This window comes from Pseudomonas sp. NPDC090752 (assembly GCF_055584805.1).
This window is the reverse complement of the sequence record NZ_JBVJLI010000013.1, coordinates 165,310-186,398: the sequence shown is the minus strand read 5'-3', so window position 1 is coordinate 186,398 and position 21,089 is coordinate 165,310. Positions and strand designations below refer to the sequence as shown.

21 protein-coding genes are annotated in these 21,089 nt (G+C 60.2%); 14 read left to right on the top strand and 7 right to left on the bottom strand.

Features of this window, described 5'->3' with window-relative positions; all coding sequences use genetic code 11:
* From ACZ6YA_RS18500 to ACZ6YA_RS18490, 3 genes are all read left to right on the top strand, one after another.
* Positions 1-208: hypothetical protein (locus ACZ6YA_RS18500; RefSeq protein WP_465898536.1), on the top strand; the 208-nt coding region annotated here is incomplete at its 5' end.
* An 80-nt stretch (positions 209-288) separates the two neighbouring features.
* Positions 289-1,176, top strand: a complete 888-nt coding sequence (gene rhtA, locus ACZ6YA_RS18495; RefSeq protein ID WP_465898535.1) for a threonine/homoserine exporter RhtA — start codon at positions 289-291, stop codon at positions 1,174-1,176.
* Positions 1,177-1,366: 190 nt separating this feature from the next.
* Entirely contained in the window at positions 1,367-1,648 is a 282-nt protein-coding gene (locus ACZ6YA_RS18490; protein WP_465898534.1) for a hypothetical protein, read from the top strand.
* Between the two features lie 54 nt (positions 1,649-1,702).
* Here the strand turns inward: ACZ6YA_RS18490 and ACZ6YA_RS18485 are convergent, their stop codons facing one another.
* Positions 1,703-3,511, bottom strand: coding sequence for an aminopeptidase P family protein (locus tag ACZ6YA_RS18485; RefSeq protein ID WP_465898533.1), 1,809 nt, complete (start codon positions 3,509-3,511; stop codon positions 1,703-1,705).
* A 220-nt stretch (positions 3,512-3,731) separates the two neighbouring features.
* Here ACZ6YA_RS18485 and ACZ6YA_RS18480 point away from each other — a divergent pair, with 220 nt between their 5' ends.
* Positions 3,732-4,850 (top strand): DUF3182 family protein, encoded by a 1,119-nt coding sequence (locus ACZ6YA_RS18480; RefSeq protein ID WP_465898532.1) that lies wholly within the window; start codon positions 3,732-3,734, stop codon positions 4,848-4,850.
* Positions 4,834-5,604, top strand: a complete 771-nt coding sequence (locus ACZ6YA_RS18475; protein ID WP_465898531.1) for an alpha/beta hydrolase family protein — start codon at positions 4,834-4,836, stop codon at positions 5,602-5,604. Before ACZ6YA_RS18480 ends, ACZ6YA_RS18475 begins: the two co-directional genes overlap by 17 nt.
* On the opposite strand, the gene ACZ6YA_RS18470 is transcribed toward ACZ6YA_RS18475, so the two are convergent.
* Entirely contained in the window at positions 5,583-5,963 is a 381-nt protein-coding gene (locus tag ACZ6YA_RS18470; RefSeq protein WP_465898530.1) for an antibiotic biosynthesis monooxygenase, read from the bottom strand. The genes ACZ6YA_RS18475 and ACZ6YA_RS18470 overlap by 22 nt on opposite strands.
* An 86-nt stretch (positions 5,964-6,049) precedes the next feature.
* On the opposite strand from ACZ6YA_RS18470, the gene soxR reads away from it, so the two are divergent.
* Complete coding sequence (gene soxR, locus ACZ6YA_RS18465) at positions 6,050-6,502, top strand: redox-sensitive transcriptional activator SoxR (protein ID WP_465898529.1); 453 nt, start codon at positions 6,050-6,052, stop codon at positions 6,500-6,502.
* 20 nt (positions 6,503-6,522) lie between these two features.
* Here soxR and ACZ6YA_RS18460 read toward each other — a convergent pair whose 3' ends face one another.
* Entirely contained in the window at positions 6,523-7,086 is a 564-nt protein-coding gene (locus tag ACZ6YA_RS18460) for a helix-turn-helix domain-containing protein (RefSeq protein WP_465898528.1), read from the bottom strand.
* An 83-nt stretch (positions 7,087-7,169) separates the two neighbouring features.
* On the opposite strand from ACZ6YA_RS18460, the gene ACZ6YA_RS18455 reads away from it, so the two are divergent.
* The 7 genes from ACZ6YA_RS18455 to ACZ6YA_RS18425 all read left to right on the top strand — a co-directional run bounded on the left by ACZ6YA_RS18455 (position 7,170) and on the right by ACZ6YA_RS18425 (position 14,322).
* Positions 7,170-8,114, top strand: a complete 945-nt coding sequence (locus ACZ6YA_RS18455) for a DMT family transporter (RefSeq protein WP_465898527.1) — start codon at positions 7,170-7,172, stop codon at positions 8,112-8,114.
* 150 nt (positions 8,115-8,264) lie between these two features.
* Positions 8,265-11,180 carry a monovalent cation/H+ antiporter subunit A gene (locus ACZ6YA_RS18450; RefSeq protein ID WP_465898526.1) on the top strand — a complete coding sequence of 972 codons (2,916 nt, stop codon included), beginning with the start codon at positions 8,265-8,267 and terminating at the stop codon, positions 11,178-11,180.
* Positions 11,180-11,524, top strand: a complete 345-nt coding sequence (locus tag ACZ6YA_RS18445) for a Na+/H+ antiporter subunit C (RefSeq protein ID WP_003250128.1) — start codon at positions 11,180-11,182, stop codon at positions 11,522-11,524. Before ACZ6YA_RS18450 ends, ACZ6YA_RS18445 begins: the two co-directional genes overlap by 1 nt.
* Positions 11,521-13,200: a monovalent cation/H+ antiporter subunit D gene (locus ACZ6YA_RS18440; RefSeq protein ID WP_465898525.1), complete on the top strand. Its 1,680-nt coding sequence runs from the start codon at positions 11,521-11,523 to the stop codon at positions 13,198-13,200. The genes ACZ6YA_RS18445 and ACZ6YA_RS18440 overlap by 4 nt, the downstream gene beginning before the upstream one ends.
* Positions 13,197-13,685 (top strand): Na+/H+ antiporter subunit E, encoded by a 489-nt coding sequence (locus tag ACZ6YA_RS18435; RefSeq protein ID WP_465898524.1) that lies wholly within the window; start codon positions 13,197-13,199, stop codon positions 13,683-13,685. Before ACZ6YA_RS18440 ends, ACZ6YA_RS18435 begins: the two co-directional genes overlap by 4 nt.
* The gene (locus ACZ6YA_RS18430; RefSeq protein ID WP_465898523.1) at positions 13,682-13,960 is read left to right on the top strand and encodes a K+/H+ antiporter subunit F; all 279 of its coding nucleotides are present in this window, start codon (positions 13,682-13,684) and stop codon (positions 13,958-13,960) included. Before ACZ6YA_RS18435 ends, ACZ6YA_RS18430 begins: the two co-directional genes overlap by 4 nt.
* A complete protein-coding gene (locus tag ACZ6YA_RS18425) occupies positions 13,957-14,322 on the top strand; it encodes a Na+/H+ antiporter subunit G (RefSeq protein WP_465898522.1) in 366 nt (121 codons plus the stop codon). The genes ACZ6YA_RS18430 and ACZ6YA_RS18425 overlap by 4 nt, the downstream gene beginning before the upstream one ends.
* Before the next feature lie 10 nt (positions 14,323-14,332).
* On the opposite strand, the gene ACZ6YA_RS18420 is transcribed toward ACZ6YA_RS18425, so the two are convergent.
* The 4 genes from ACZ6YA_RS18420 to ACZ6YA_RS18405 form a co-directional block, all read right to left on the bottom strand.
* A complete protein-coding gene (locus ACZ6YA_RS18420) occupies positions 14,333-14,545 on the bottom strand; it encodes a hypothetical protein (protein ID WP_465898521.1) in 213 nt (70 codons plus the stop codon).
* Positions 14,542-15,012: a hypothetical protein gene (locus tag ACZ6YA_RS18415; protein ID WP_403136378.1), complete on the bottom strand. Its 471-nt coding sequence runs from the start codon at positions 15,010-15,012 to the stop codon at positions 14,542-14,544. The genes ACZ6YA_RS18420 and ACZ6YA_RS18415 overlap by 4 nt, the downstream gene beginning before the upstream one ends.
* A gap of 397 nt (positions 15,013-15,409) precedes the next feature.
* On the bottom strand, positions 15,410-15,604 hold the full coding sequence (locus tag ACZ6YA_RS18410; RefSeq protein WP_465898520.1) for a hypothetical protein: 195 nt from the start codon (positions 15,602-15,604) through the stop codon (positions 15,410-15,412).
* 185 nt (positions 15,605-15,789) lie between these two features.
* Positions 15,790-16,194 carry a TraR/DksA family transcriptional regulator gene (locus tag ACZ6YA_RS18405; protein ID WP_465898519.1) on the bottom strand — a complete coding sequence of 135 codons (405 nt, stop codon included), beginning with the start codon at positions 16,192-16,194 and terminating at the stop codon, positions 15,790-15,792.
* 541 nt (positions 16,195-16,735) lie between these two features.
* Here ACZ6YA_RS18405 and ACZ6YA_RS18400 point away from each other — a divergent pair.
* Positions 16,736-21,061, top strand: coding sequence for a hypothetical protein (locus tag ACZ6YA_RS18400; protein WP_465898518.1), 4,326 nt, complete (start codon positions 16,736-16,738; stop codon positions 21,059-21,061).
* The last annotated feature ends 28 nt before the right edge of the window (positions 21,062-21,089 follow it).

The window sequence follows — 21,089 nt, the reverse complement described above, 5'->3', positions numbered from 1 at the left end:
CGGGAGGCGAATTCTACAGCGTTTAGAAGCACTGTCAACCACCTTTTCAACCGCTATCGATCAGACGACCGAAGCACTTTCAGCACCACCAGAATTAAGTAACTCGTTGAATCTCAAGGAGTTTCTCGTTCCGTTGTCGCTGGAAGTGGGGCGCATTATAAGGGGATTCGAGAGCGCGTCAAGGCTTAGTTTCATAAAAGCAAAATAAATCAGCCGCTTGCACCGCAGCGCCGCTAGTGCGCACTATATTGCACACCCGCCTCTCCTCTACAGGAACGCCGCCAACACATGAACACCCAGCCCCGCAGCCTGGCCGTCACGCTCTTTCCAATTGGTCTGCTGCTTATTGCCATGGCATCCATTCAATCCGGCGCCTCATTGGCCAAAAGCATGTTCCCCATCATTGGCGCGCAAGGCACCACCACCTTACGCCTGATCTTCGCCAGCATCATCATGCTGCTGATACTGCGTCCATGGCGCGTACGCATGACCGCCAGCACGCTGCGCAATGTGATCATCTATGGCATGGCGCTGGGCGGCATGAATTTCCTCTTTTATATGGCGCTGCAAACCACGCCGCTGGGGATTGCAGTAGCCCTGGAGTTCACCGGTCCACTGGCGGTGGCGCTTTTTGCCTCGCGGCGCGCTATCGACTTCCTGTGGATTGCCCTGGCAGTTGCGGGCCTTTTGTTGCTACTACCCGTCGGGCATAGTGGTCAGCCACTCGACCTGATGGGGGCCGCGTACGCGCTCGGTGCTGGCGTGTGCTGGGCTCTGTATATCCTGTTTGGCCAGCGTGCTGGCGCGGAGCATGGCATTCAGAGCGCCGCATTGGGCGTTGTGGTCGCAGCTATCTTCGTCGCGCCGATCGGGATCGTGCATGCGGGCAGCGCACTGCTGACACCTTCGGTCATACCGCTGGCCCTGGGCGTGGCCATTCTCTCGACCGCCCTGCCTTATAGCCTGGAGATGGTCGCCTTGACGCGGATGCCAGCGCGTACATTCGGAACATTAATGAGTATCGAACCCGCCATTGGCGCCCTGTCCGGCCTATTATTTCTGGGGGAGCTGCTGAGCGTGACTCAATGGCTGGCAATTCTCGCCATCATCGCCGCGTCCGTGGGCGCCACGCTGTCCATGCGCAAGGAAACGAATCCTCCTGTAGCGGCCGACTGATTTGAGAAATAGTTTCATTTGAGACAACATTTACCATTGTCGCGACACGCGCCGCTGATTAAGCTGTCTCAAAATCATCATCTTTTAGCTATCTACTTGTGCGAACACGGACGCTGGGGAAATTTCAGGAAGAACCGAAGCGATAACGACAGGGTCTGACAACTGATCAGCCCTGCATTTAAGGACAGGAATGAAACGTATCTTGCTCATCCTGGGCGTCTTGGCCATTGCTGGATGTGCCGCGACGGCCAAGACCGAGGTCAAACAGGGGAAAAAGGGCCTGCACATCAATTGCTCCGGCCTCTCGTCGTCGTGGGACAAGTGCTACGGCAAAGCTGCCACATCCTGCAGCAAGCGCGGCTACAAAGTGATCGCACGTTCCGGAGACACCGACGAAGAACCAGGTGATTACCTGTTCGGCATCAACCCGGCCGGCTATACCAGCCGCAGCATGATCGTCATCTGCAAGTAAATGAAAAGGGCAGCCCGTGAGCTGCCCTTTTTCATACCCTCCTATCTGGGGCCATCACAGCGATGTTGTGCGGGATTCGAGCCAGGCCAGGGCATCGCCCGTCAGCAATGGTGCAAGGCGTTGCCTTACCGATGCATGATAGCGGTCAAGCCAATCCCGCTCTTCCTTCGTCAGCAAGTCTGCAATCAGGCATCGGGTATCTATTGGGCACAGTGTCAGTGTCTCGAAATTGAGGAAGTCGCCAAAGCCCGTCTTGCCCAACTCACGATTGACCACCAGGTTCTCTATACGCACGCCCCAAGCGCCTGGTCGATAAGTGCCTGGTTCGATCGAACTGATCATCCCCGCCTGCATGGCGGTCTGAGGGGTGGTTGCAGCCTGGTAAGCAATGACCTGTGGACCTTCGTGCACATTCATGAAGTAACCGACGCCGTGACCGGTACCATGACCATAGTCGACCTGGTCCGCCCATATCGGCGCCCGTGCGATAGCGTCGAGCAGCGGTGAAAGTATGCCGCGGGGGAACGTAGCGCGTGACAGCGCGATCATGCCCTTGAGTACACGGGTGCAATCCTGTTTCTGCTCGAGTGTCGGGGTACCTACCGGAACCATTCGCGTAATGTCGGTGGTACCGCCCAGATACTGCCCACCCGAGTCGATCAACAGCAAACCGTCGCCCTCGATCACTGCATGGGATTGCTCCGTGGCGCGGTAATGGGGCATCGCACCGTTGCCGTTGAATGCTGCGATGGTAGAAAAGCTAAGAGACACGAAGCCGGGCCGGCGCGCGCGGGCCGCACTCAACTGCTCATCGATGGTGAGCTCGGTGATGACCTCCTTGCCCTGCTGGGCCTCAAACCAGGCGAAGAATTCGCACAGGGCAGCACCATCCTGCTCCATGACCTGCCGGATATGAACCAGCTCGTTTTCGCGCTTGCATGATTTGCTCAGCGTGGTCGGGTTGAGCCCTTCGATCAACTGGACCTTGGCATCCAGGTTCCCCAGCAGGCCGCAGGTCACCCGCGCAGGGTCCAACAGCAGTCGACTGCCAGCCGAAATGCCTGCCAGTGCTTCGGCCACCTCCGCGTACTCGCGCACGTCAATGCCGTCGACCTGCAACACATCGCGCAATTGCTTATCAAGCTTTTCAGCCCCGATGAACAAGGTCGCTTGGCTTTGGCTAATCAAAGCAAAGGATACGAACACCGGATTGTAGGAAACGTCACTGCCGCGCAAGTTGAACAGCCAGGCAATGTCATCCAGCGTCGCAATGAAGTGCCAGTCCGCCCCCTTCTCCGCCAGGGTTTTACGCAAAAGGGCAAGCTTCTCGGCCCGGCTGACGGTGGCATGAGGCGGCAAGTGTTGATAAACAGGATTACTCGGTAGCGCCGGGCGCCCGTCCCATACTTCTGCCAGCAAGTCATGATCAGTGCGCAAGCGGATCTCGCGCGCTTTCAAATGCTCCTCGAGCAGACGCGCCGAAGCCAGTGCCATGACCGCGCCATCCACCGATACTGTCCCGGCAGCCCGAACGTTATCGCCCAGCCACTCAAGCGCTCCCGGTTTGCCCGGCAGCAACTTCATCAGCTCGATGCCACTACCCGCCAGCTCCCTGTCGGCCTGCTCCCAATAACGGCTGTCAGCCCACAAACCAGCAAAGTCAGCAGTGACCACCAGCGTACCTACCGAACCATCAAACCCAGATAGCCACCGGCGCCCCTGCCAGTAACCCGGCAGGTATTCGGAAAGGTGAGGGTCTGCCGAGGGCACCAGCAAGGCATCGACACCCTTCCCGGCCATTACCTCGCGCATGCGCGCCAGGCGCTCGGGAACACTCTGCTCGATGGTGGTCTGAACGTTCATGCGCACTCCTGCGGTCACTACTGGGTTGATCCAGAGGCACGATAATGGAACAGCCACCACCGACCTGCAATCGCAACGGCCAAGTTACGGCATGCAATGCCCATCACGTCGCCTGCAATCGAGACGCTTCCTACAACCAGCCAGAGACCATCGATCACCTCCAGCTGAACTTCCCGCTTATCGGGGCTTCACAACCAGTACATTCATTGCCGACAGGCAGATGCCCATGCCCAGCGCCTGCGAAGCCAAGACCGGTGTCGTGCTGCTCGACACCCGCAAGCACACCCCGGAGCATGAACATGCCGTGCACGTGAAGCTGGCCAGTGGGCTGGCTGGGTTACTGGGTTGCGCCTATGTTCATCCCGGCCACCCTCTCAGGGCAGCCGACAACTTCTATTACCTGCCTACTGAAACCTTGATCGATCCGCATCGCCATGCCCCCCTGGGCATCTGCACCGAGCAGGACTTGTTCGGCGGTTTGGTCAGCCATCCATACATGGCCACCAAGGCAATTTCACATCCTCTGCCGGCCGATGCCAGCTTCCCACCGGGCTGGACCGATGCATTCGCCCTGCAGGCAAGTAATGCCCTGCTCTGCGGCTACACGGTGTTCAGCAAAGCCGATGCCCGCCGCGCCGCCCAGCTACTGCTGGATGACGGCCCTCTGCGGGTTAAACCGGTTTTGGCCTGCGCCGGTCGCGGACAACGGGTCATCAAGGCTCTGGACGAGCTGGAACCGCTGCTGGCGGACATGGATGACCATGACCTGTCGCTATGGGGGTTGGTGCTTGAAGAAGACCTCAGTGACGTAGAGACCTTCAGTGTCGGTCAGGTCCGAGTCGCCGGTATGACCTGCAGCTATCACGGCACCCAGCAACTGACCCACGACCATCAGGGTAGCGAAGTCTACGGTGGCTCCGACCTGGTCGTGGTACGCGGCGACTACCAGGCCCTGTTGCAGCTCCCGCTGGAAGACCATCTGCGCCTGGCGATCAACCAGGCCATGACCTATGAACAGGCAGCCGAACGGCACTTTCCAGGGTTCATTGCCTCCCGACGCAACTACGACATCGCTCGCGGCAACACGGCGCAGGGCCATCTACGCAGCGGTGTGCTCGAACAGTCCTGGCGACTGGGCGGAGCAAGCAGCGCAGAATTGCTGGCACTGCAGGCTTTTTCCGAAGACCGGACGCTGCAACGGGTACGTGCCTCCACCCATGAAGTGTTCGGTACGCCCGACCTTCCCACTGACGCCACCCTCTTCTACCAAGGAAACGACAGTGAACTCGGACAACTCAGCAAATTCGCGCGGATCCGTGAGCATGACCATTCAGAGTGAAACCATAGAGCTGCAGGTTGAAAACGACAGCATCGTCGGCACCCTGGTCAGCCCCGGCAGCAAGATGCCCGGGATTTTATTCGTGCATGGCTGGGGCGGAAGCCAGCAACGCGACCTGGCTCGGGCCCGTCATATCACTGGTTTGGGCTGCGTGTGCATGACCTTCGACTTGCGCGGCCACGAAAAAACCGAAAGTCAACGGCTCACAGTCACTCGGGAGCAGAATCTAAAGGACCTGCTGGCTGCTTACGACCGCCTGGTCAACCACCCTGCAGTGGACAGCAGCGCGATCGCCATCATCGGCAGCAGCTACGGTGGCTACCTGGCCACATTACTCACCCTCCAACGCCCGGTGAAATGGCTGGCATTGCGAGTACCGGCGATGTACTGGGACGACGAATGGGACACGCCTAAGCAAACCCTCGACCGTCAGCGCCTGAACGCATACCGCCAGCGCCTGCTCGGCCCAGCCGACAACCGCGCACTGGCCGCCTGCGCGGAGTTCGCCGGCGACGTCCTGCTGGTGGAGTCAGAGCAGGACGACTATGTACCGCATACCACGTTGATGAGCTATCGCTCAGCTTTTGTCAGCGCGCATTCGCTCACCCACCGCATTGTCGATGGTGCCGACCACGCGCTTTCCAGCGAGCAAAGCCAAAAAGCTTACAGTTCAATACTGGCGTCGTGGATCAGCGAAATGGTGGTCGGTGCCCGCCTGGATCGCTACCCGCACTACGCGCCCTGGTATGCCTGAGGCTCACCGACCTGGCAGTGCAAGCCGCCGTCGGCCGCGCGTACCAGGCTGCGCAGGGCCTGATAAGCGGCAAAATTGACGCTGCGCGCGTGGTGTCCGCGCACCAGATCGAGAAACGGTTCTTCGACAAAGCGCTCTGCTGCGGCTGCCCAGGCCTGGCGCGACTGCCACTGCAAGTACTGCAATACCCTGCTGCCGTCGTCACTGGCTTGGATACTGACCCCTTGCAGGCCCGCGCAACGCGTGGCCAGTTCTTCGCTGCGCAGTACCAACGCATGAGCCAGGGCTGCCTGGCGCGAGACAGGTACCTCATATTCGATCATCTGGGTGAACCACAGGGAATGCGGCGTGGCAGTCATGAACAGTCTCCTTGCTCCGGGCGCTTGCAGTGCGATGGACTGCAGGGTAAAACCTCCAGTTAACTCAAGGTCAAGAGCTTTTTCCCATGCCCGCATCAACAACGGCCGCTCCGGACAAACTGCTCAGTGTCGGCCAACTGGCCACACGCAGCGGCGTGGCGGTGACCGCCCTGCACTTCTATGAAACCAAGGGGCTCATCCACAGCCTGCGCAACACAGGTAATCAGCGCCGTTACCCGCGAGCGATGCTGCGTCGGGTGGCCGTGATCAAAATGGCGCAGCGCCTGGGCATCCCATTGGCCGATATCGCCACGGCCTTGTCGGCACTGCCCAACGACCACATTCCTACCGCCGAGGACTGGCAACGATTGTCGGAAGGTTGGCGTGCAGACCTCGACCGACGCATAGACGAGATGATTCGCCTACGCGATCAACTGGACGGCTGTATTGGCTGCGGTTGCATGTCGCTGAAGGAGTGTCCGCTTCGCAACAAGCTGGATCATCTGGCTGATGAGGGACCAGGGCCACATCTACCCTGAATACGCTGAAAACCGACAAATCAAATCACCACATTGCGTACAAAACGCGAAGGCACAGCGCCGTCATTTCGGTAGGCGTAGCGGCAGTTGCTGGGAAACACATGGAACTGGCCAACCTGAAGGCGATGCTCGACCCCTTCGATGATCAATGTCAGCTGCCCTTCAGCCACATAAATCTGCTCGCGCCATCCTTCAGCATCGGCTTCGCTGGCGTAGCATTCGCCGGGTGCCAGGGTCCACTCCCAGATCTCCACCTCTCGCCGCGCGCTGCTGCTGGCCAGCAGTACCGCCTTGCTCTGCGGATGCTCACCTGCCCAGGCCAGTTCGTCGATGCGGCTGGTGTCGCGCTGGTCAGGTGCCTGGATCAACGTGCTGAAGGCTACCCCCAACGCTTCGGCGATCAGGTCGAGCGTGGTCAGGCTGACATTCTTCTCGCCGGCTTCAATCGCCACCAGCATGCGCCGACTGACACCCGAGCGCTCTGCCAAGGCAGTCTGGCTCAACCCCGCGGCATTACGCAGGCTTCGAACATTCAAACTGACATGCTGCAGCACCGAGGCACGGTGCATGGAGTTTTTGTGCACTATATTGCTCACTTATGGAGGTTGCGCAGTATACTGCCCACTTTGCGGCGATTGTGCGCCGCCCCCTCCGAGTGCGCAAGACCATGAGCCAACCGACTAGCAGCCCGCAGACCGCCCTATCGTTTCGCCTGAGCAAGGCCGAGATGGTGTTGGTGTTCATCACCATGCTGTGGGGGGGCACCTTTCTGCTGGTGCACAACGTGATGACTGTGAGTGGCCCGATGTTTTTTGTCGGCCTGCGATTCGCTGCCGCCGCGTTGTTCGTTGCAATGGTCTCGGCACGCGCCCTGTCGGGCCTGACACTCATCGAACTGAAGGCCGGCGTGCTGATCGGCGCCTCCATCATGCTCGGCTACGGCTTGCAGACCATGGGCCTGCAGACCATCAGCAGCAGCCAGTCAGCCTTCATTACTGCGCTTTATGTGCCTTTCGTGCCACTGTTGCAGTGGTTGGTGCTTGGCCGTCGCCCGGGGCTGATGCCCAGCGTGGGAATCTGCCTGGCATTCTTCGGCCTGATGCTACTTGCCGGCCCCGACGGTGGCAGCCTGCATCTCAGCGAAGGCGAAGTGGTAACGTTGATAAGCGCGGTTGCCATCGCCGCCGAAATCATCCTGATCAGCCGCTTTGCCGGCCAGGTCGACGTGCGCCGCGTCACCGTGGTGCAACTGGCGACTGCCTCGTTGCTGTCTTTTCTGATGATCGTGCCGACCCAAGAGCGCATCCCCGAGTTTTCCTGGTTGTTGGTGCTCAGCGCACTGGGCCTGGGCGCCATGAGCGCGGTGATTCAGGTTGCGATGAACTGGGCGCAGAAGTCGGTTTCGCCAACCCGCGCCACCTTGATCTACGCAGGGGAACCCGTATGGGCTGGGATCGTTGGCCGTGTCGCCGGCGAGCGCTTGCCTGGGGTGGCATTGATTGGCGGCCTGCTGATCGTCATCGCGGTGATTGTCAGCGAGCTGAAAATCCGCCGTACAGGCGCTTCGGATGCAGAACCTGAAGTGCAGGGCGAGCGCGAAGTCGGCCTGTAGAATTGCCAATTGCGGCTATGCTTTGTAAAAAACTGTTATAAAAAAACAGCTTGTAACACCCTGTTTGTACGATTCTGCGACAGCTTGCGTGTTGGTGATCAACTGCCTGGCACGTATGATCCTTGGCAAACCTTTCCAGAATAGAACGCTATGTCCTTGATAGTGCTACTGCTTCTGCCATTCGTGGGCAGTTGCCTGGCAGCCGTGCTGCCGCACAACGCACGTAACGCCGAGTCCATACTGGCGGGACTCGTGGCCTTGGTCGGCACCGTCCAGGTAGCACTGCTATACCCTCAAATCGCCCACGGCGGTGTGATCCGCGAGGAATTCCTCTGGCTGCCCAGCCTCGGCATGAACCTGGTCCTGCGCATGGATGGCTTCGCCTGGCTGTTCTCGCTGCTGGTGCTGGGTATCGGCACCTTGGTGTCGCTGTACGCGCGCTACTACATGTCGCCACAAGACCCGGTGCCGCGCTTCTTCGCCTTTTTCCTGGCTTTCATGGGGGCCATGCTTGGCCTGGTGATCTCGGGCAACCTTGTGCAGTTGGTGTTCTTCTGGGAACTGACCAGCTTGTTCTCGTTCCTGCTGATCGGCTACTGGCACCACCGCGCCGATGCCCGTCGCGGCGCCTACATGGCGTTGATGGTCACGGGTGCCGGCGGCTTGTGCCTGCTGGTGGGTGCATTGCTACTGGGCCATGTGGTGGGCAGCTATGACCTGGACAAGGTTCTGGCCGCCGGCGAAACCGTCCGCCAGCATGCGCTATACCCGGTGCTGTTGCCGCTGATTCTGATCGGCGCTCTGAGCAAGAGCGCGCAGTTCCCCTTCCATTTCTGGCTGCCCCACGCCATGGCAGCACCCACTCCGGTGTCTGCTTATCTGCACTCCGCGACTATGGTCAAGGCCGGGGTATTCCTCATGGCGCGGCTATGGCCGGTGCTATCGGGCAGCGAAGAGTGGTTCTGGATCGTCGGCGGTGCTGGCGCCATTACCCTGCTGCTGGGCGCATTCGCGGCGATGTTCCAGAATGACCTCAAGGGTTTGCTGGCCTACTCCACCATCAGCCATCTGGGCCTGATCACTTTACTGCTGGGATTGAACAGTTCCCTGGCCGCCGTCGCCGCCGTGTTCCATATTCTCAACCATGCCACCTTCAAGGCATCGCTGTTCATGGCTGCCGGCATTATCGACCATGAAAGCGGCACCCGCGACATCCGTCGCCTAAGCGGCCTGGTCCGCCTGATCCCCTACACCGCAACCCTGGCCATGGTGGCCAGCGCCTCGATGGCCGGTGTGCCACTGATGAACGGCTTCTTGTCCAAAGAAATGTTCTTCGCCGAGACCGTATTCATTTCGTCCACCGCTTGGGTCGAAGCTACGCTGCCGGTAATCGCCACCCTCGCAGGCACCTTCAGCGTTGCCTATGCCCTGCGCTTCACCGTCGACGTGTTCTTCGGCCCTACCGCCCAAGACCTGCCGCACACCCCGCACGAGCCGCCACGCTGGATGCGCGCGCCGGTCGAGCTGCTGGTACTCACTTGCCTGGTGGTGGGCATTTTCCCCGCCCAGTCGGTCGGTCCGTTGCTGGCAGCTGCTGCCCTACCCGTGGTGGGTGGCACCCTACCGGAATACAGCCTGGCCATCTGGCACGGCTGGAACGCACCGCTGATCATGAGCCTGGTCGCCATGAGCGGCGGTATCGTGCTTTACCTGCTGCTGCGTAACCAACTGCGCCTTGGCCGGTTCCCTTACCCACCACTGATCGAGCGCTTCAATGGTAAGCGGCTGTTCGAGCATGGCCAGGTGCGCTTGATGCTGTTGGCCAGGCGCATTGAAGGTCTGCTCACCACTCGCCGCCTGCAGTCGCAGCTGTTCATGCTGGTGCTGGCGGCTTTCCTCGCTGGCCTGACGCCACTGCTGTACAGCGGATTGAGCTGGGGCGATCGGCCAAAAATCCCAGGCTCTGGGGTCTTCGTCGCGCTCTGGCTGATTGCAATCGCCTGCGCCGTCGGCGCCGCCTACCAGGCCAAGTACCACCGTTTGGCGGCGTTGATCATGGTCGGCGTCTGCGGCCTTATGACGTGCATCACCTTCGTTTGGTTTTCCGCCCCGGATCTGGCACTGACCCAGCTGGTGGTCGAAGTGGTCACCACGGTGCTGATCCTGCTCGGGCTGCGATGGCTGCCGCGGCGAATCGAAGGCGTCTCACCGCTGCCCGGCAGCCTCGACCGCGCCCGTGTGCGCCGCCTGCGCGACCTCTTGCTGGCAGTTCTGGTCGGCGGCGGCATGGCGTTGCTGTCCTACGCCATGCTGACACGGCCAACGCCGAATGACATCTCGTCCTTCTACCTGAGCCGGGCCCTGCCTCAGGGCGGAGGGACCAATGTGGTCAACGTGATGCTGGTGGATTTCCGCGGCTTCGACACGCTAGGCGAAATTACCGTACTGGTGGCCGTGGCCCTCACCGTATTCGCCCTGCTGCGCCGCTTCCGCCCACCCAAAGAAAGCATGCAACTGCCGGCCCAGCAACGCCAGCTGGCACCTGACGTGGTCACCGACTTGATCAACCCACGCCACGCCGCCGACACCGCCTTGGGTTTCATGATGGTGCCTGCCGTGTTGGTGCGCCTGCTTCTGCCAATCGCAGTACTGGTCTCGATGTACTTGTTCATGCGCGGCCACAACCAGCCCGGCGGCGGCTTTGTCGCAGGCCTGGTGATGTCCGTGGCCTTCATACTCCAGTACATGGTTGCCGGCACCCAATGGGTCGAGGCGCAGATGAGCCTGAGGCCGCTGCGTTGGATGGGCACCGGCCTGCTGTGCGCAACCCTGACGGGGGCAGGCGCCATGCTGCTGGGCTACCCATTCCTCACCACCCATACCGCCCACCTGCACCTGCCGTTGCTTGGCGACCTGCACGTGGCCAGCGCATTGTTCTTCGATATCGGCGTGTACACCGTGGTGGTCGGCTCGACCCTGCTGATTCTCACCGCCCTGGCGCACCAGTCGGTACGCGCCTATCGTCCGGGCAGTTCGTCGAAATCCAGCCAAGCAGGAGCCGCCTGATGGAAGAAGTCATTGCAGTCGCCATTGGGGTATTGGCCGCCTCCGGCGTGTGGCTGATCCTGCGCCCACGAACCTACCAGGTGATCATGGGCCTGTGCCTGCTGTCGTATGGGGTCAACTTGTTCATTTTCAGCATGGGCAGCCTGTTCATCGGCAAGGAGCCGATCATCAAGGATGGCGTGACCCAGGACCTGCTGCATTACACCGACCCGCTGCCCCAGGCGCTGGTGCTCACCGCTATCGTCATCAGCTTCGCCATGACGGCCTTGTTCCTGGTGGTACTGCTGGCATCGCGCGGCCTGACCGGCACCGACCACGTGGATGGCCGGGAGCGTGACGAATGAGTGTGATGAGCCAACTGATCGTCGCCCCCATCCTGCTACCCCTGGTGACTGCAGCGGTGATGCTGCTGCTGGGCGAGAAGCATCGGCAGATCAAAGCACGCCTCAACCTGCTGTCGACCTTCGGCGGCTTGGCCATCGCCGTCAGTCTGCTGCTATGGGTGCGCACCCAGGGCCAGGCCGAATCCATTGGCGTCTACCTGCCCGGCAACTGGCCCGCGCCGTTCGGTATCGTATTGGTTCTGGACCACCTCTCGGCACTGCTGCTGACCCTGACCGGGGTCATCGGTATCAGCGCCCTGCTGTTCGCTCGCGCCCGGTGGGACAGCGCAGGTGCCAGCTTCCATGCATTGTTCCAGATCCAACTGATGGGCCTCTATGGCGCCTTCCTGACGGCCGATCTGTTCAACCTGTTCGTCTTCTTCGAAGTACTGCTGGCCGCTTCCTACGGCCTGCTGCTGCATGGGTCGGGGCGGGCACGGGTGCGCGCCGGGCTGCACTACATCGCCATCAACCTGTTCGCCTCGTCGCTTTTTCTAGTGGGCGCGGCAATGCTTTACGGTGTGACCGGCACGCTGAACATGGCTGACCTGGCACTGAAAGTCCCATTGGTTCCCGAAGCCGACCGCGGTCTGCTGCACGCTGGGGCGGCGATCCTGGCAATAGCGTTTCTGGCCAAGGCCGGCATCTGGCCGCTGAACTTCTGGCTGGTCCCGGCCTATGCCTCCGCCAGTGCGCCAGTGGCTGCTTTGTTCGCCATCATGACCAAGGTCGGCCTGTATGCCGTGCTGCGTCTATGGACCCTGCTATTCTCGGGCCAGGCTGGCGCTTCGGCACACTTTGGCGGTCAATGGCTGATCTACGGTGGCCTGGTCACCCTGGCGTTGGCAGCCGTATCGATACTGGCCGCGCAACGCCTGGAGCGCATGGCCGCGCTGAGCATCCTGGTTTCCGCAGGCACGTTGCTCGGCGCGGTCGGGTTTGCCCAACCGGCATTGACCGGCGCCGCGCTGTTCTACCTGGTGAATTCGACCCTGGCACTCTGCGCGCTGTTCCTGCTCGCCGAACTGGTCGAGCGCTCACGCTCGGCCAACGAAGCGCCGCTGGACGATGAAGAAGAGCCCATACCTTCGCCACTCGAATCGCTGCACCCACCCAAAGGCACCAACCTCGACGATGAGCAAAAAGCCGTGATCGGCCAGATCATTCCCTGGACCATGGCCTTCCTTGGCCTCAGCTTCATTGCTTGTGCGCTACTGATCATCGGCATGCCACCGCTGTCGGGCTTCGTCGGCAAGCTGAACCTGATCAGCGCGCTGTTCAACCCGCTTGGGCTGGGCGTGCCAGCTGAGCAACCCTTGTCCATTGCCGGCTGGGCGCTGGTTACTCTGCTTGTTCTCTCGGGCATGGCATCACTGATTGCTTTCGGGCGAGTGGGCATCCTGCGTTTCTGGAAGCCTGAAGAGCGTCCTTCACCTCTGTTGCGTCGCTATGAATGCCTGCCCATCGTCATTCTGCTCGGGCTGTGCATCATTCTCAGTTTCAGGGCCGAACCGTTGCTGCGTTACACCCAGGATACCGCCGCCAGCCTGCAATCGCCTGATACCTACATCAAGGCCGTGATGTCTGCGCGTCCCATTCCAGGGCCTACCACGCTGGACGTGGAGGTGCAGCGATGAAGCGGCTATTCCCCGCGCCATTGCTGTCCATTGCGCTGTTTGTGCTATGGCTGCTAATGAACTTATCAATCAGCCCCGGCAACCTGTTGCTCGCCGCCGCGCTCGCCATCTTCGCCCCTGTGCTGATGGCCCCCTTGCGCCCGCAACATGCCCATGTGCGCCGGCCGCTGGTGGTGGCACGGTTAATTGGCCGAGTGGGAATCGATGTCATCCAGTCCAATTTTCACGTGGCGATTGGCGTGTTGCGCGCCAGCCAAAGGCCTCCACGTTCGGCCTTTGTGCACATCCCCCTGGACCTGCGCGACGCCCACGGCCTTGCTGCGCTATCGATGATCACCACCGTGGTCCCCGGCACGGTCTGGTCAGAATTGGCTCTGGACCGCAGCGTACTCTTGCTGCATGTATTCGACCTGCAGGATGAGGCGGCCTTCATCGAGCACTTCAAACACACTTACGAGCACCCGCTGATGGAGATCTTCGAATGACAGGCCTGCTCGCCAACGCAGTCCTCGCCAGCCTGTTCATCTTTGCTCTGGCGATGGGCCTGGCGCTAATTCGGCTGTTCCTCGGCCCTTCCGCTCAGGACCGAGTACTGGCACTGGACTACCTCTACATCCTGGGCATGCTGATGATGCTGGTACTGGGCATTCGCTATGCCAGTGACACGTACTTCGAAGGTGCCCTGCTGATTGCCCTATTCGGTTTTGTCGGCTCGTTTGCCCTGGCCAAATTCCTGCTGCGTGGCGAGGTGATCGAATGAATGAAGCACTTGTGCTGCCACTTTGGCTTGAACTTGCCACTGCTGCCCTGCTATTGATCGGCAGCCTGTTTGCACTGATTGGCGCCATCGGTTTGCTGCGCCTCAAGGACTACTTCCAGCGCATGCACCCACCCGCATTGGCCTCAACCATCGGCGCCTGGTGCGTGGCATTGGCTTCGATCCTCTACTTTTCGTGGCTCAAGCAGAGCCCAGTGCTGCATGCCTGGCTTATCCCGATTCTGCTGTCTATCACCGTACCGGTCACCACGCTGCTATTGGCAAGGGCAGCGCTTTTCCGCAAGCGTATGTCCAAGGAGGCGGTCCCGGAAGAAGTCAGCAGCCGTCGAGATCAAGGCAACTGACAAGGGAAGCTCAACCTTGAGTGAGGCGCTGCAACTCCCGCCGGATCATTGCCACATAGGGCGCAGGACCTAGCTGATAGAGCTGGGCCGCCACCCAAGTCAACCAAGCACCTTGCATCTCATCACGCCGAGACAAAAGCTGTTCGGCCTGCGCCAGGGCTTGCGCCTGGTGCTGACGGTGAAACACCGCACGCGTGCCGGGCAACGCTTCACTGCCGCTCACTCACTGGCCTTGAAGGTGGTCAGCTCGCCCTTGCGCCATTTTGCAACCTTGCCAGTCACGGCCTTGAGCAGCTTGCCCAGCCCTTCTTGCACTTGCTGCTGAGCGGCGAATACCAACATCACTCCCTGGCCTTCGCGAAACACGATACCCTCACCTTCGGGCACGGAAACAAAAGCGTAGTCACCAACGCCATAAACATTCAATTTGATCTCGCGAAAGCGCATTTCCAGTTTGCCACCCTCACGGCTAGGCAATACGGCTGCACGGAAATGATCGCCAACCTTCAACTCCAGGCGCTGCTTGTCGTCGACCACCAAGGCACTGTCGGTATCGATTTCGGCCATGTACAGGCCTTCAGGGTTTTGCTCGGTGACATAGACGAAACGGCCCTGAAACAGCTTAGCCAACTTGCCGCGCAGGTCGCCCAGGGCGAACAGGGCGTGGGTATCCAGAGTACTGACTGCCAATGAAGTAATCCTCAAAGCGGTGACATCCGCCCTCACTCGGAATCGGTGAGGCGCGGTCAATTCAATTCAATTCGGTAAGCGAAAAGAGTAATAGTTCGATGCGCCATACGTCTGCGCCTGCTGCCGACGCGGCTTGCAGGAAATTTTACTCTGGCTCGCCAGACCTGACCTAACTAGAGGCTTTTAGACATATTCCCAAGCGGGACGCGTAATGCCTACAACGAATTCGCAAGGACATATGAGATAGATATCTGTAGGCCCACCGAACAGTCAGACCTTGGAATCCATCAGCGTATTACTGGAGAAGAAATATGCACGAAAACACTGAAATCCGTCGAGAGGTAATCAACATTTCTTGCCGTTCAATAACCCGTTTCGTGGCCAGACCCGCCGGTATCTAGGCGGCGCGCCCCTTCTCCAGCTGGCGCAGCCAGGCTGCCTGACACTCCAGCGCTTCGCCTCGCGTGGAAAATGCCGTACCCCGGCGCTCGCCGTTGACCAGCACCACCCAACAGACCCGCTTGCCCATCGCCTGGAGGGTCGCAGGTACACCTGAGCCAATCATCACGGCTACATCGACGCGGCTCTTCATCATTCCCTCCGGAATTTAATTAGCAACCTAACGATATAGCCATCATACTCGCGTCAGTACACAGGAAACAGCCGACTTCGGTAGAGCAGTCTTGCGCAAACCGCAACGAACGTTTTCATGTGCAGGCCTGGGAAACGCAAAAAGCCCCAAGGATTGCTCCGAGGGGCCTGGGCACGCAACGCTCGTCAAATCTGGCGTTGGTGGCGATCAAGCTGCTCGTGGCGCTCCTGAGCTTCGATGCAGTACTTGGTGGTCGGGCTGATCAGCAGGCGCTTCAGGCCAATCGGCTCACCGCTGTCATCGCACCAACCGAAGCTTTCGTCGGTGATACGGTCCAGGGCCATTTCCAGCTGAGGCAGCAAGCGCTGGTCGCGTTCGATTGCGTTGACCAGCCAGCTACGCTCTTCCTCGACCGAAGCCACGTCAGCAGGATCCGACGGGGTGTCCAGGCCTTCGATGGTGATACGGCTCAGCTCGATGCGCTCATTGGTTTCGACTTTCATCGACTGCAACAGGCCTGTGAAGAAAGCCAGTTGATCAGCGTTCATGTAGTCATCGGCCGACATGGCCAGCAACTGTTCCTTGGTCATCGATTTCTCTATGAAAAAATGTGCATTTTGGGCGATTCGGGTGTCGCCGGCGCCTCGGCACCGGTAACGAAATTTTTCAAGCGCCAATTGGCACTCTTTTACAGGGGGCGGCAGTCTAAGGCGCCGCGCGGCAACGGGCAATACATATGAAGGAGGAATTGCCTGAAAGGATGAGTAATCCGCCCACTGGCGCACTCCATCAATAATTTCGCGCCGCGCGATGTGGCCAGGCATCGGCGCGGTAGCCCGCTAACGCCCATAAACCTGTCACCGGGGGTCTGATGGCCGCTTTCCCAGTGACAAGGTTCAGGTCATGTCTGAAAACGCACACCCTCGTTTTTCCCGCTCCACCACCCTGGAATGTAAGGTTGCGCGACGCTTTACCGATCGGCCCGCACTGCTTGACACAGCTGATGCGATGTTGCTTGAACGATGGCCCAAACACCTTCCGGAGGATGCGCACAACCCGCTCCTACTCTACCTGGCGAGCTACCAGGCCGGTTCCGGGTCGCTCTGGATTCGCCCGCTCTCACAAGTACTTGTGGAACGCTATTGCCAACGCAGTACACTCAATCTCTGCACGGGTGACGACTACCTCACCACCCATGTGGACGCCAATCCCGCCTGGCGGGTCGACATCGACCTGCACGCCGTCGAAACGTTGATCGACGAGGCCGCTCCTTTCCTGGTGGATAGTTACAAGCAGTCGCTCACAGACTACTGGAGCCGCTTCGATACCAGCGGGGCCACACCCTGGGCCTGGTACGGCGATTTTTTGCGCAATCAACTGAAAACGACGCTGGACATCCACCGTAACACTGGCAGCCTGAAGGGCTTCGCCATCGCGGTCGCGGGAGTGGTGCATACCCATCCTGACCTTCACACCCGCAGCGCCTGGAAGAACACGGAAGGGCTCAACGTCTCGCACCTTGCGGTGGATCTTTCGGCGGTAGGGATTCTCGACCCCGACCTGTCCAGCGCCCTGCTGATCGAACACGCAGACGCAGAACCTGCACGCAATATCACGCTTCTCTACACGCTCACAGGCAAGCTGCATTGCTTCGGCTCGCGCCACGAGTTGCTCGAGAGCATCGCTCGCTACTGGCCCAGAAGCGCCGATGTGGCACCCTATACGGTCACCATCACCGCGCTTTACGAAGACGCATTCGAGGCTCAGGCGCTGGGCCTGCTCGACCAGCAACTGCGTGTCATCGAGCACCTGGCCACTCTTTACCAGACCCGGTTGGGGGCACTCAACCTGAACCTGGAGCTGGACCGGCTGACGTCGATGCTCAACCTGTGCAGCGATGCCGAGGCGATTCAGCGGCACACCCTGTCGGAGCAGTTGCCTGACTGGTTGCGCAATGCCGACAGTCGCCCGCTCATGCGCTACGGCGACCTGTTGCTCGATGTCGCACAGGATTACCACGACGCCGAGGGCAAGTTCTGGTTGGATGGGATAGACAACGCCGAGACGTTCAGCAATCGCCAGTTGACCGCCCGCTTCGAAGCAGACCATCAGGGCACTACGCTCGAAGTTGAGCAGGTGCGGGTTATCAATCACCAGACCACCGCCAGCGCCGCCGCTGGCCAAGGCACGATCATCACCTCGGGCGAGGTGATGCCCGTCAGCTTTACCTTGGCCCAACTGGCCATCGGCAACCTCGGCCTGCTCAAGCCAGGCCGTGTGGAAATGCTGTCCACCACTGGCGAGCCGTTGCCGGCATGGCTGGATGAAACCTATCTGCGTAACGTCATCACCGAACTGGACATCGGTGCCGCCTACCCTGCGCTATTAAGACGCGAACTGTTGGCAGACTCGCCCCAACGCAGTACCCGCCAACGCCTGCTGTTCGAGCAACTGCGCAGCCAGCTGCCCGCACTGGCACAGGAGTTGTATCTGCGCGGCAAGCTGCCCGACGGGAACGCCGCCGCGCACATTGCCGAGGTGTTCCGCCCCTTTACCGATGATGATTCACAGCGTTGGGTCATGCGTCCCCTGGGGTTCATCAAGGCACCCGGCTCGACCATCGATCATCCTCGCAATACCTGGCTGATCGAGCCACAGGCGCCCATTGCCGATACTTGTCTGCTGTACCGTCCGTTACATACCGACACGTTGCTGCAGTTCAAGGACCGGATGGCACTGTTCGACGCCATCAGTACGCCTGGCGAACTCCAGGACGACCTACTACAACGCTTGCCTGAAGAAGATCGACGGTTCTATGCCCACGGTGGTTTCCTCGAGCCCCATCTGTTTACGGTCCTGACTGACACCAGCGCCGTCCCATTCAGCGCACCTGCGCCGGTTGAGCTGGCGCAGGTGGCACCTGCCCACGATCCGGGCGAAGCGCTCTATCTGGCCTGTGTCAAAGAATCGATCGGCAACTTCGAAGACAACGCGTCGACCAGCGCTCAAACCCGCTGGGAACGCTGGAAAGAATTGGGATTGCTGCTGTTCAACACGCTGCTACCGTTGGCGGGCGCTACCTTGGGCAAGGTGGCGTGGCTCGCTCAGATGGAGGTCGCGTTGAGCGAGTATGCCGACGCCGATGCCAGCAGCAATCCTACGGGACATCGCTTGGCACTGGTCAACCTGCTGGTCAATATCAGCCTGTTGCTGTTTTCCCATTCGATCTTCCGCCTTCGCGTCGAAGAGGGAGAGCCGCCCACCTTTCCCGGCCCAGTCGTTGCCAGCAAAACTCCACGACTGCCCGCCTCGATGCTTCCCGACGTGGAAACCGCCGCCGCCTGCCAAATCGATTTCAGCTGGTCACGCCCGGGTCGCCTGCTCTCAGCCACCCAGCGCACGGCACTGCAGGCGCTGCGATCGGGCACCTCGCCCACCGCACTGGGCAGCACGATCCCTGCGGGGCCATTGCGCGGGTTGTACTTGCACGGCGTCAAAATGTACGCACAGCTGGACGGCGAAGTGTATGAGGTAGTGGTCGATCTGTCGCGCAACCAGCCGCGCATCGTTGGCCCGGACCTGACGCCTGGGCCCTGGCTACTACGCGATGAGATCGGTCGCTGGCGCGTGGACCTGGGCCTACGGCTGAGGGGCGGTATGCACTTGTCTGAAGGAATCCGCAGGCTTCAGCTGGAAAAGCAAAACGCCCTGGGCGCCGTTAATGAGCTGATTCGGGCAGACAAGGAGGATTTCTCAAGCAAGCTAAAACAACAGGCAACCATCGAAAGCCTGGTGACCGCCGCGCGTGACGACGCCACCCTGAAGACGTGCCAGGAAAAGATCAAGGCCCTTTCCGCTTTCTGGACTACCCATATCGAGCACCTGCAAACCCGCAACAGCCTGCAACCGTTGAAGCACTTCAAAGTCGCCCATGCCCAAGCACTGTATCAGGACAGCTATTGTCAGCGTGTTCTGCGCAAGATCCTGCACATGCGCTACCAGCCTGAGCGCGACCAGCTGCTGCAACTTGCCCGTGAACAGGCATCGGGGCAGGAGCTCACTGACGGCGACGCACGGATCGCCGCCACCCGCCTGGACCGGCTTGCGCCACTGATCGAGGAGATGATTGAGAACAACACACGCCTGAGGCAGTGCCAGGATGGGTTGGCCAAGCTAGCGACCCTGCATCAACCCGAAATACTGAAGTGGCGCGACCTGGCCAATCACATCCCTGCCACACAGGAACGCGACCTGACCCTGCGGTGCCTGCGTATCGAAGGGTTGATCAATCGTCTGACCCTGGTCCACGGGCTATCTGCAGAAGCGGCGCACTGGCGGGACCGCTTCTGGGACACGTTCCAGCTGGCCATCGCGCAACGCACCAAACTGTTGACGCTGGGGGATATCGACCAGGAAGTCACGGCCAGGGTAATGCGCAATATTCTCGAGCAGTTCCAGGCAGCGGCACGTAACTTGAATCACATGATCGAGCAAATCGACGAAGCCGCCGCGCTACAGACCGCTCATACGCTGCAAGCACAGCTGGACTGGATGCTGCCGCGCATCCGTGAGGAGGTGGCCGAGTTGCCGGAGTACCCGCCAGTAAGCACCTTTCAGCAATTGCGCAAAAAAGTGCCTGGGCTGATTGAAACCACCGAGAGTGGGCTGCTGCTGGCCGAACCGCGCGGCGACGACGCCAATACCTTTGACGTTGCAGCCCCCGACAACAAGATGCCTGCCCGCACCTACCGCCTCGCAGAAGGTGAGTACGTCGAGAACAAGCCTGCCAGCGTCCAGCCTCGCCCCACCGCACGCAGCCTCAAACGCCTTCTCAAAGAGAGCGACCAGCTGATGAAGGACGCCCGTGACAAGGTCGGCAAACTACGCGTCGAGGTGGCTAGCTACTGGCCTGGTGACATTGAATACCTGGTGCTGGATCAGCGGACGCGGCTGCTCACCGAGGTCGAAGCTATCGAATCACGCTTGACCGCCGTTAACGAGACAGACGAGGCCGTGGTTGGCAATGATGCCGAGCTGGTGGCGCGCGCCTTGCGACTGCTGGCCAGCGAACTCCAGGGGCAAGCCACGCAGCTGCGTATCGCGGCGGCCATTGCGCAACCGCCACGCATGGGTGACGTCATATTTCTGCTGGAACAGAAGCAAATCCAGATCACCGCAGTGGGCACACGCACGCGGTTGGCCAAGCTCAAAGGCAGGCCTGCAGATTTTCTCGACGAGTACCTAATCACTCACCAGGGCCAAGCCCAGTGGTACGCCCACTTTCACTATCCGGCTATGAACTCGGCCAAGGCCGACTTCACCGCCGGCCACCTCAAGACCGCCGCACAGCGCTTCATGCAGGGTAAACACTACACGGACAGCAATGGACGCACGGTAGAGGTGTACCGCGCACCGATCACCGGGGCAAAAGCTGCCCAGTATTTTTTCTGTCACTGAAGCGAAGGGCGCGGCCCATGCCGCGCCC

What these genes read in the sequence shown, in the direction of transcription:
- soxR (WP_465898529.1), top strand. Translation starts at nt 6,050, where the DNA reads ATGCCCGCATCAACAACGGCCGCTCCGGACAAACTGCTCAGTGTCGGC.
- ACZ6YA_RS18455 (WP_465898527.1), top strand. Translation starts at nt 7,170, where the DNA reads ATGAGCCAACCGACTAGCAGCCCGCAGACCGCCCTATCGTTTCGCCTG.
- ACZ6YA_RS18425 (WP_465898522.1), top strand. Translation starts at nt 13,957, where the DNA reads ATGAATGAAGCACTTGTGCTGCCACTTTGGCTTGAACTTGCCACTGCT.
- ACZ6YA_RS18445 (WP_003250128.1), top strand. Translation starts at nt 11,180, where the DNA reads ATGGAAGAAGTCATTGCAGTCGCCATTGGGGTATTGGCCGCCTCCGGC.
- ACZ6YA_RS18410 (WP_465898520.1), bottom strand. Translation starts at nt 15,604, where the DNA reads ATGAAGAGCCGCGTCGATGTAGCCGTGATGATTGGCTCAGGTGTACCT.
- ACZ6YA_RS18470 (WP_465898530.1), bottom strand. Translation starts at nt 5,963, where the DNA reads ATGACTGCCACGCCGCATTCCCTGTGGTTCACCCAGATGATCGAATAT.
- ACZ6YA_RS18485 (WP_465898533.1), bottom strand. Translation starts at nt 3,511, where the DNA reads ATGAACGTTCAGACCACCATCGAGCAGAGTGTTCCCGAGCGCCTGGCG.
- ACZ6YA_RS18435 (WP_465898524.1), top strand. Translation starts at nt 13,197, where the DNA reads ATGAAGCGGCTATTCCCCGCGCCATTGCTGTCCATTGCGCTGTTTGTG.
- rhtA (WP_465898535.1), top strand. Translation starts at nt 289, where the DNA reads ATGAACACCCAGCCCCGCAGCCTGGCCGTCACGCTCTTTCCAATTGGT.
- ACZ6YA_RS18450 (WP_465898526.1), top strand. Translation starts at nt 8,265, where the DNA reads ATGTCCTTGATAGTGCTACTGCTTCTGCCATTCGTGGGCAGTTGCCTG.
- ACZ6YA_RS18430 (WP_465898523.1), top strand. Translation starts at nt 13,682, where the DNA reads ATGACAGGCCTGCTCGCCAACGCAGTCCTCGCCAGCCTGTTCATCTTT.
- ACZ6YA_RS18490 (WP_465898534.1), top strand. Translation starts at nt 1,367, where the DNA reads ATGAAACGTATCTTGCTCATCCTGGGCGTCTTGGCCATTGCTGGATGT.
- ACZ6YA_RS18475 (WP_465898531.1), top strand. Translation starts at nt 4,834, where the DNA reads ATGACCATTCAGAGTGAAACCATAGAGCTGCAGGTTGAAAACGACAGC.
- ACZ6YA_RS18480 (WP_465898532.1), top strand. Translation starts at nt 3,732, where the DNA reads ATGCCCATGCCCAGCGCCTGCGAAGCCAAGACCGGTGTCGTGCTGCTC.
- ACZ6YA_RS18440 (WP_465898525.1), top strand. Translation starts at nt 11,521, where the DNA reads ATGAGTGTGATGAGCCAACTGATCGTCGCCCCCATCCTGCTACCCCTG.
- ACZ6YA_RS18405 (WP_465898519.1), bottom strand. Translation starts at nt 16,194, where the DNA reads ATGACCAAGGAACAGTTGCTGGCCATGTCGGCCGATGACTACATGAAC.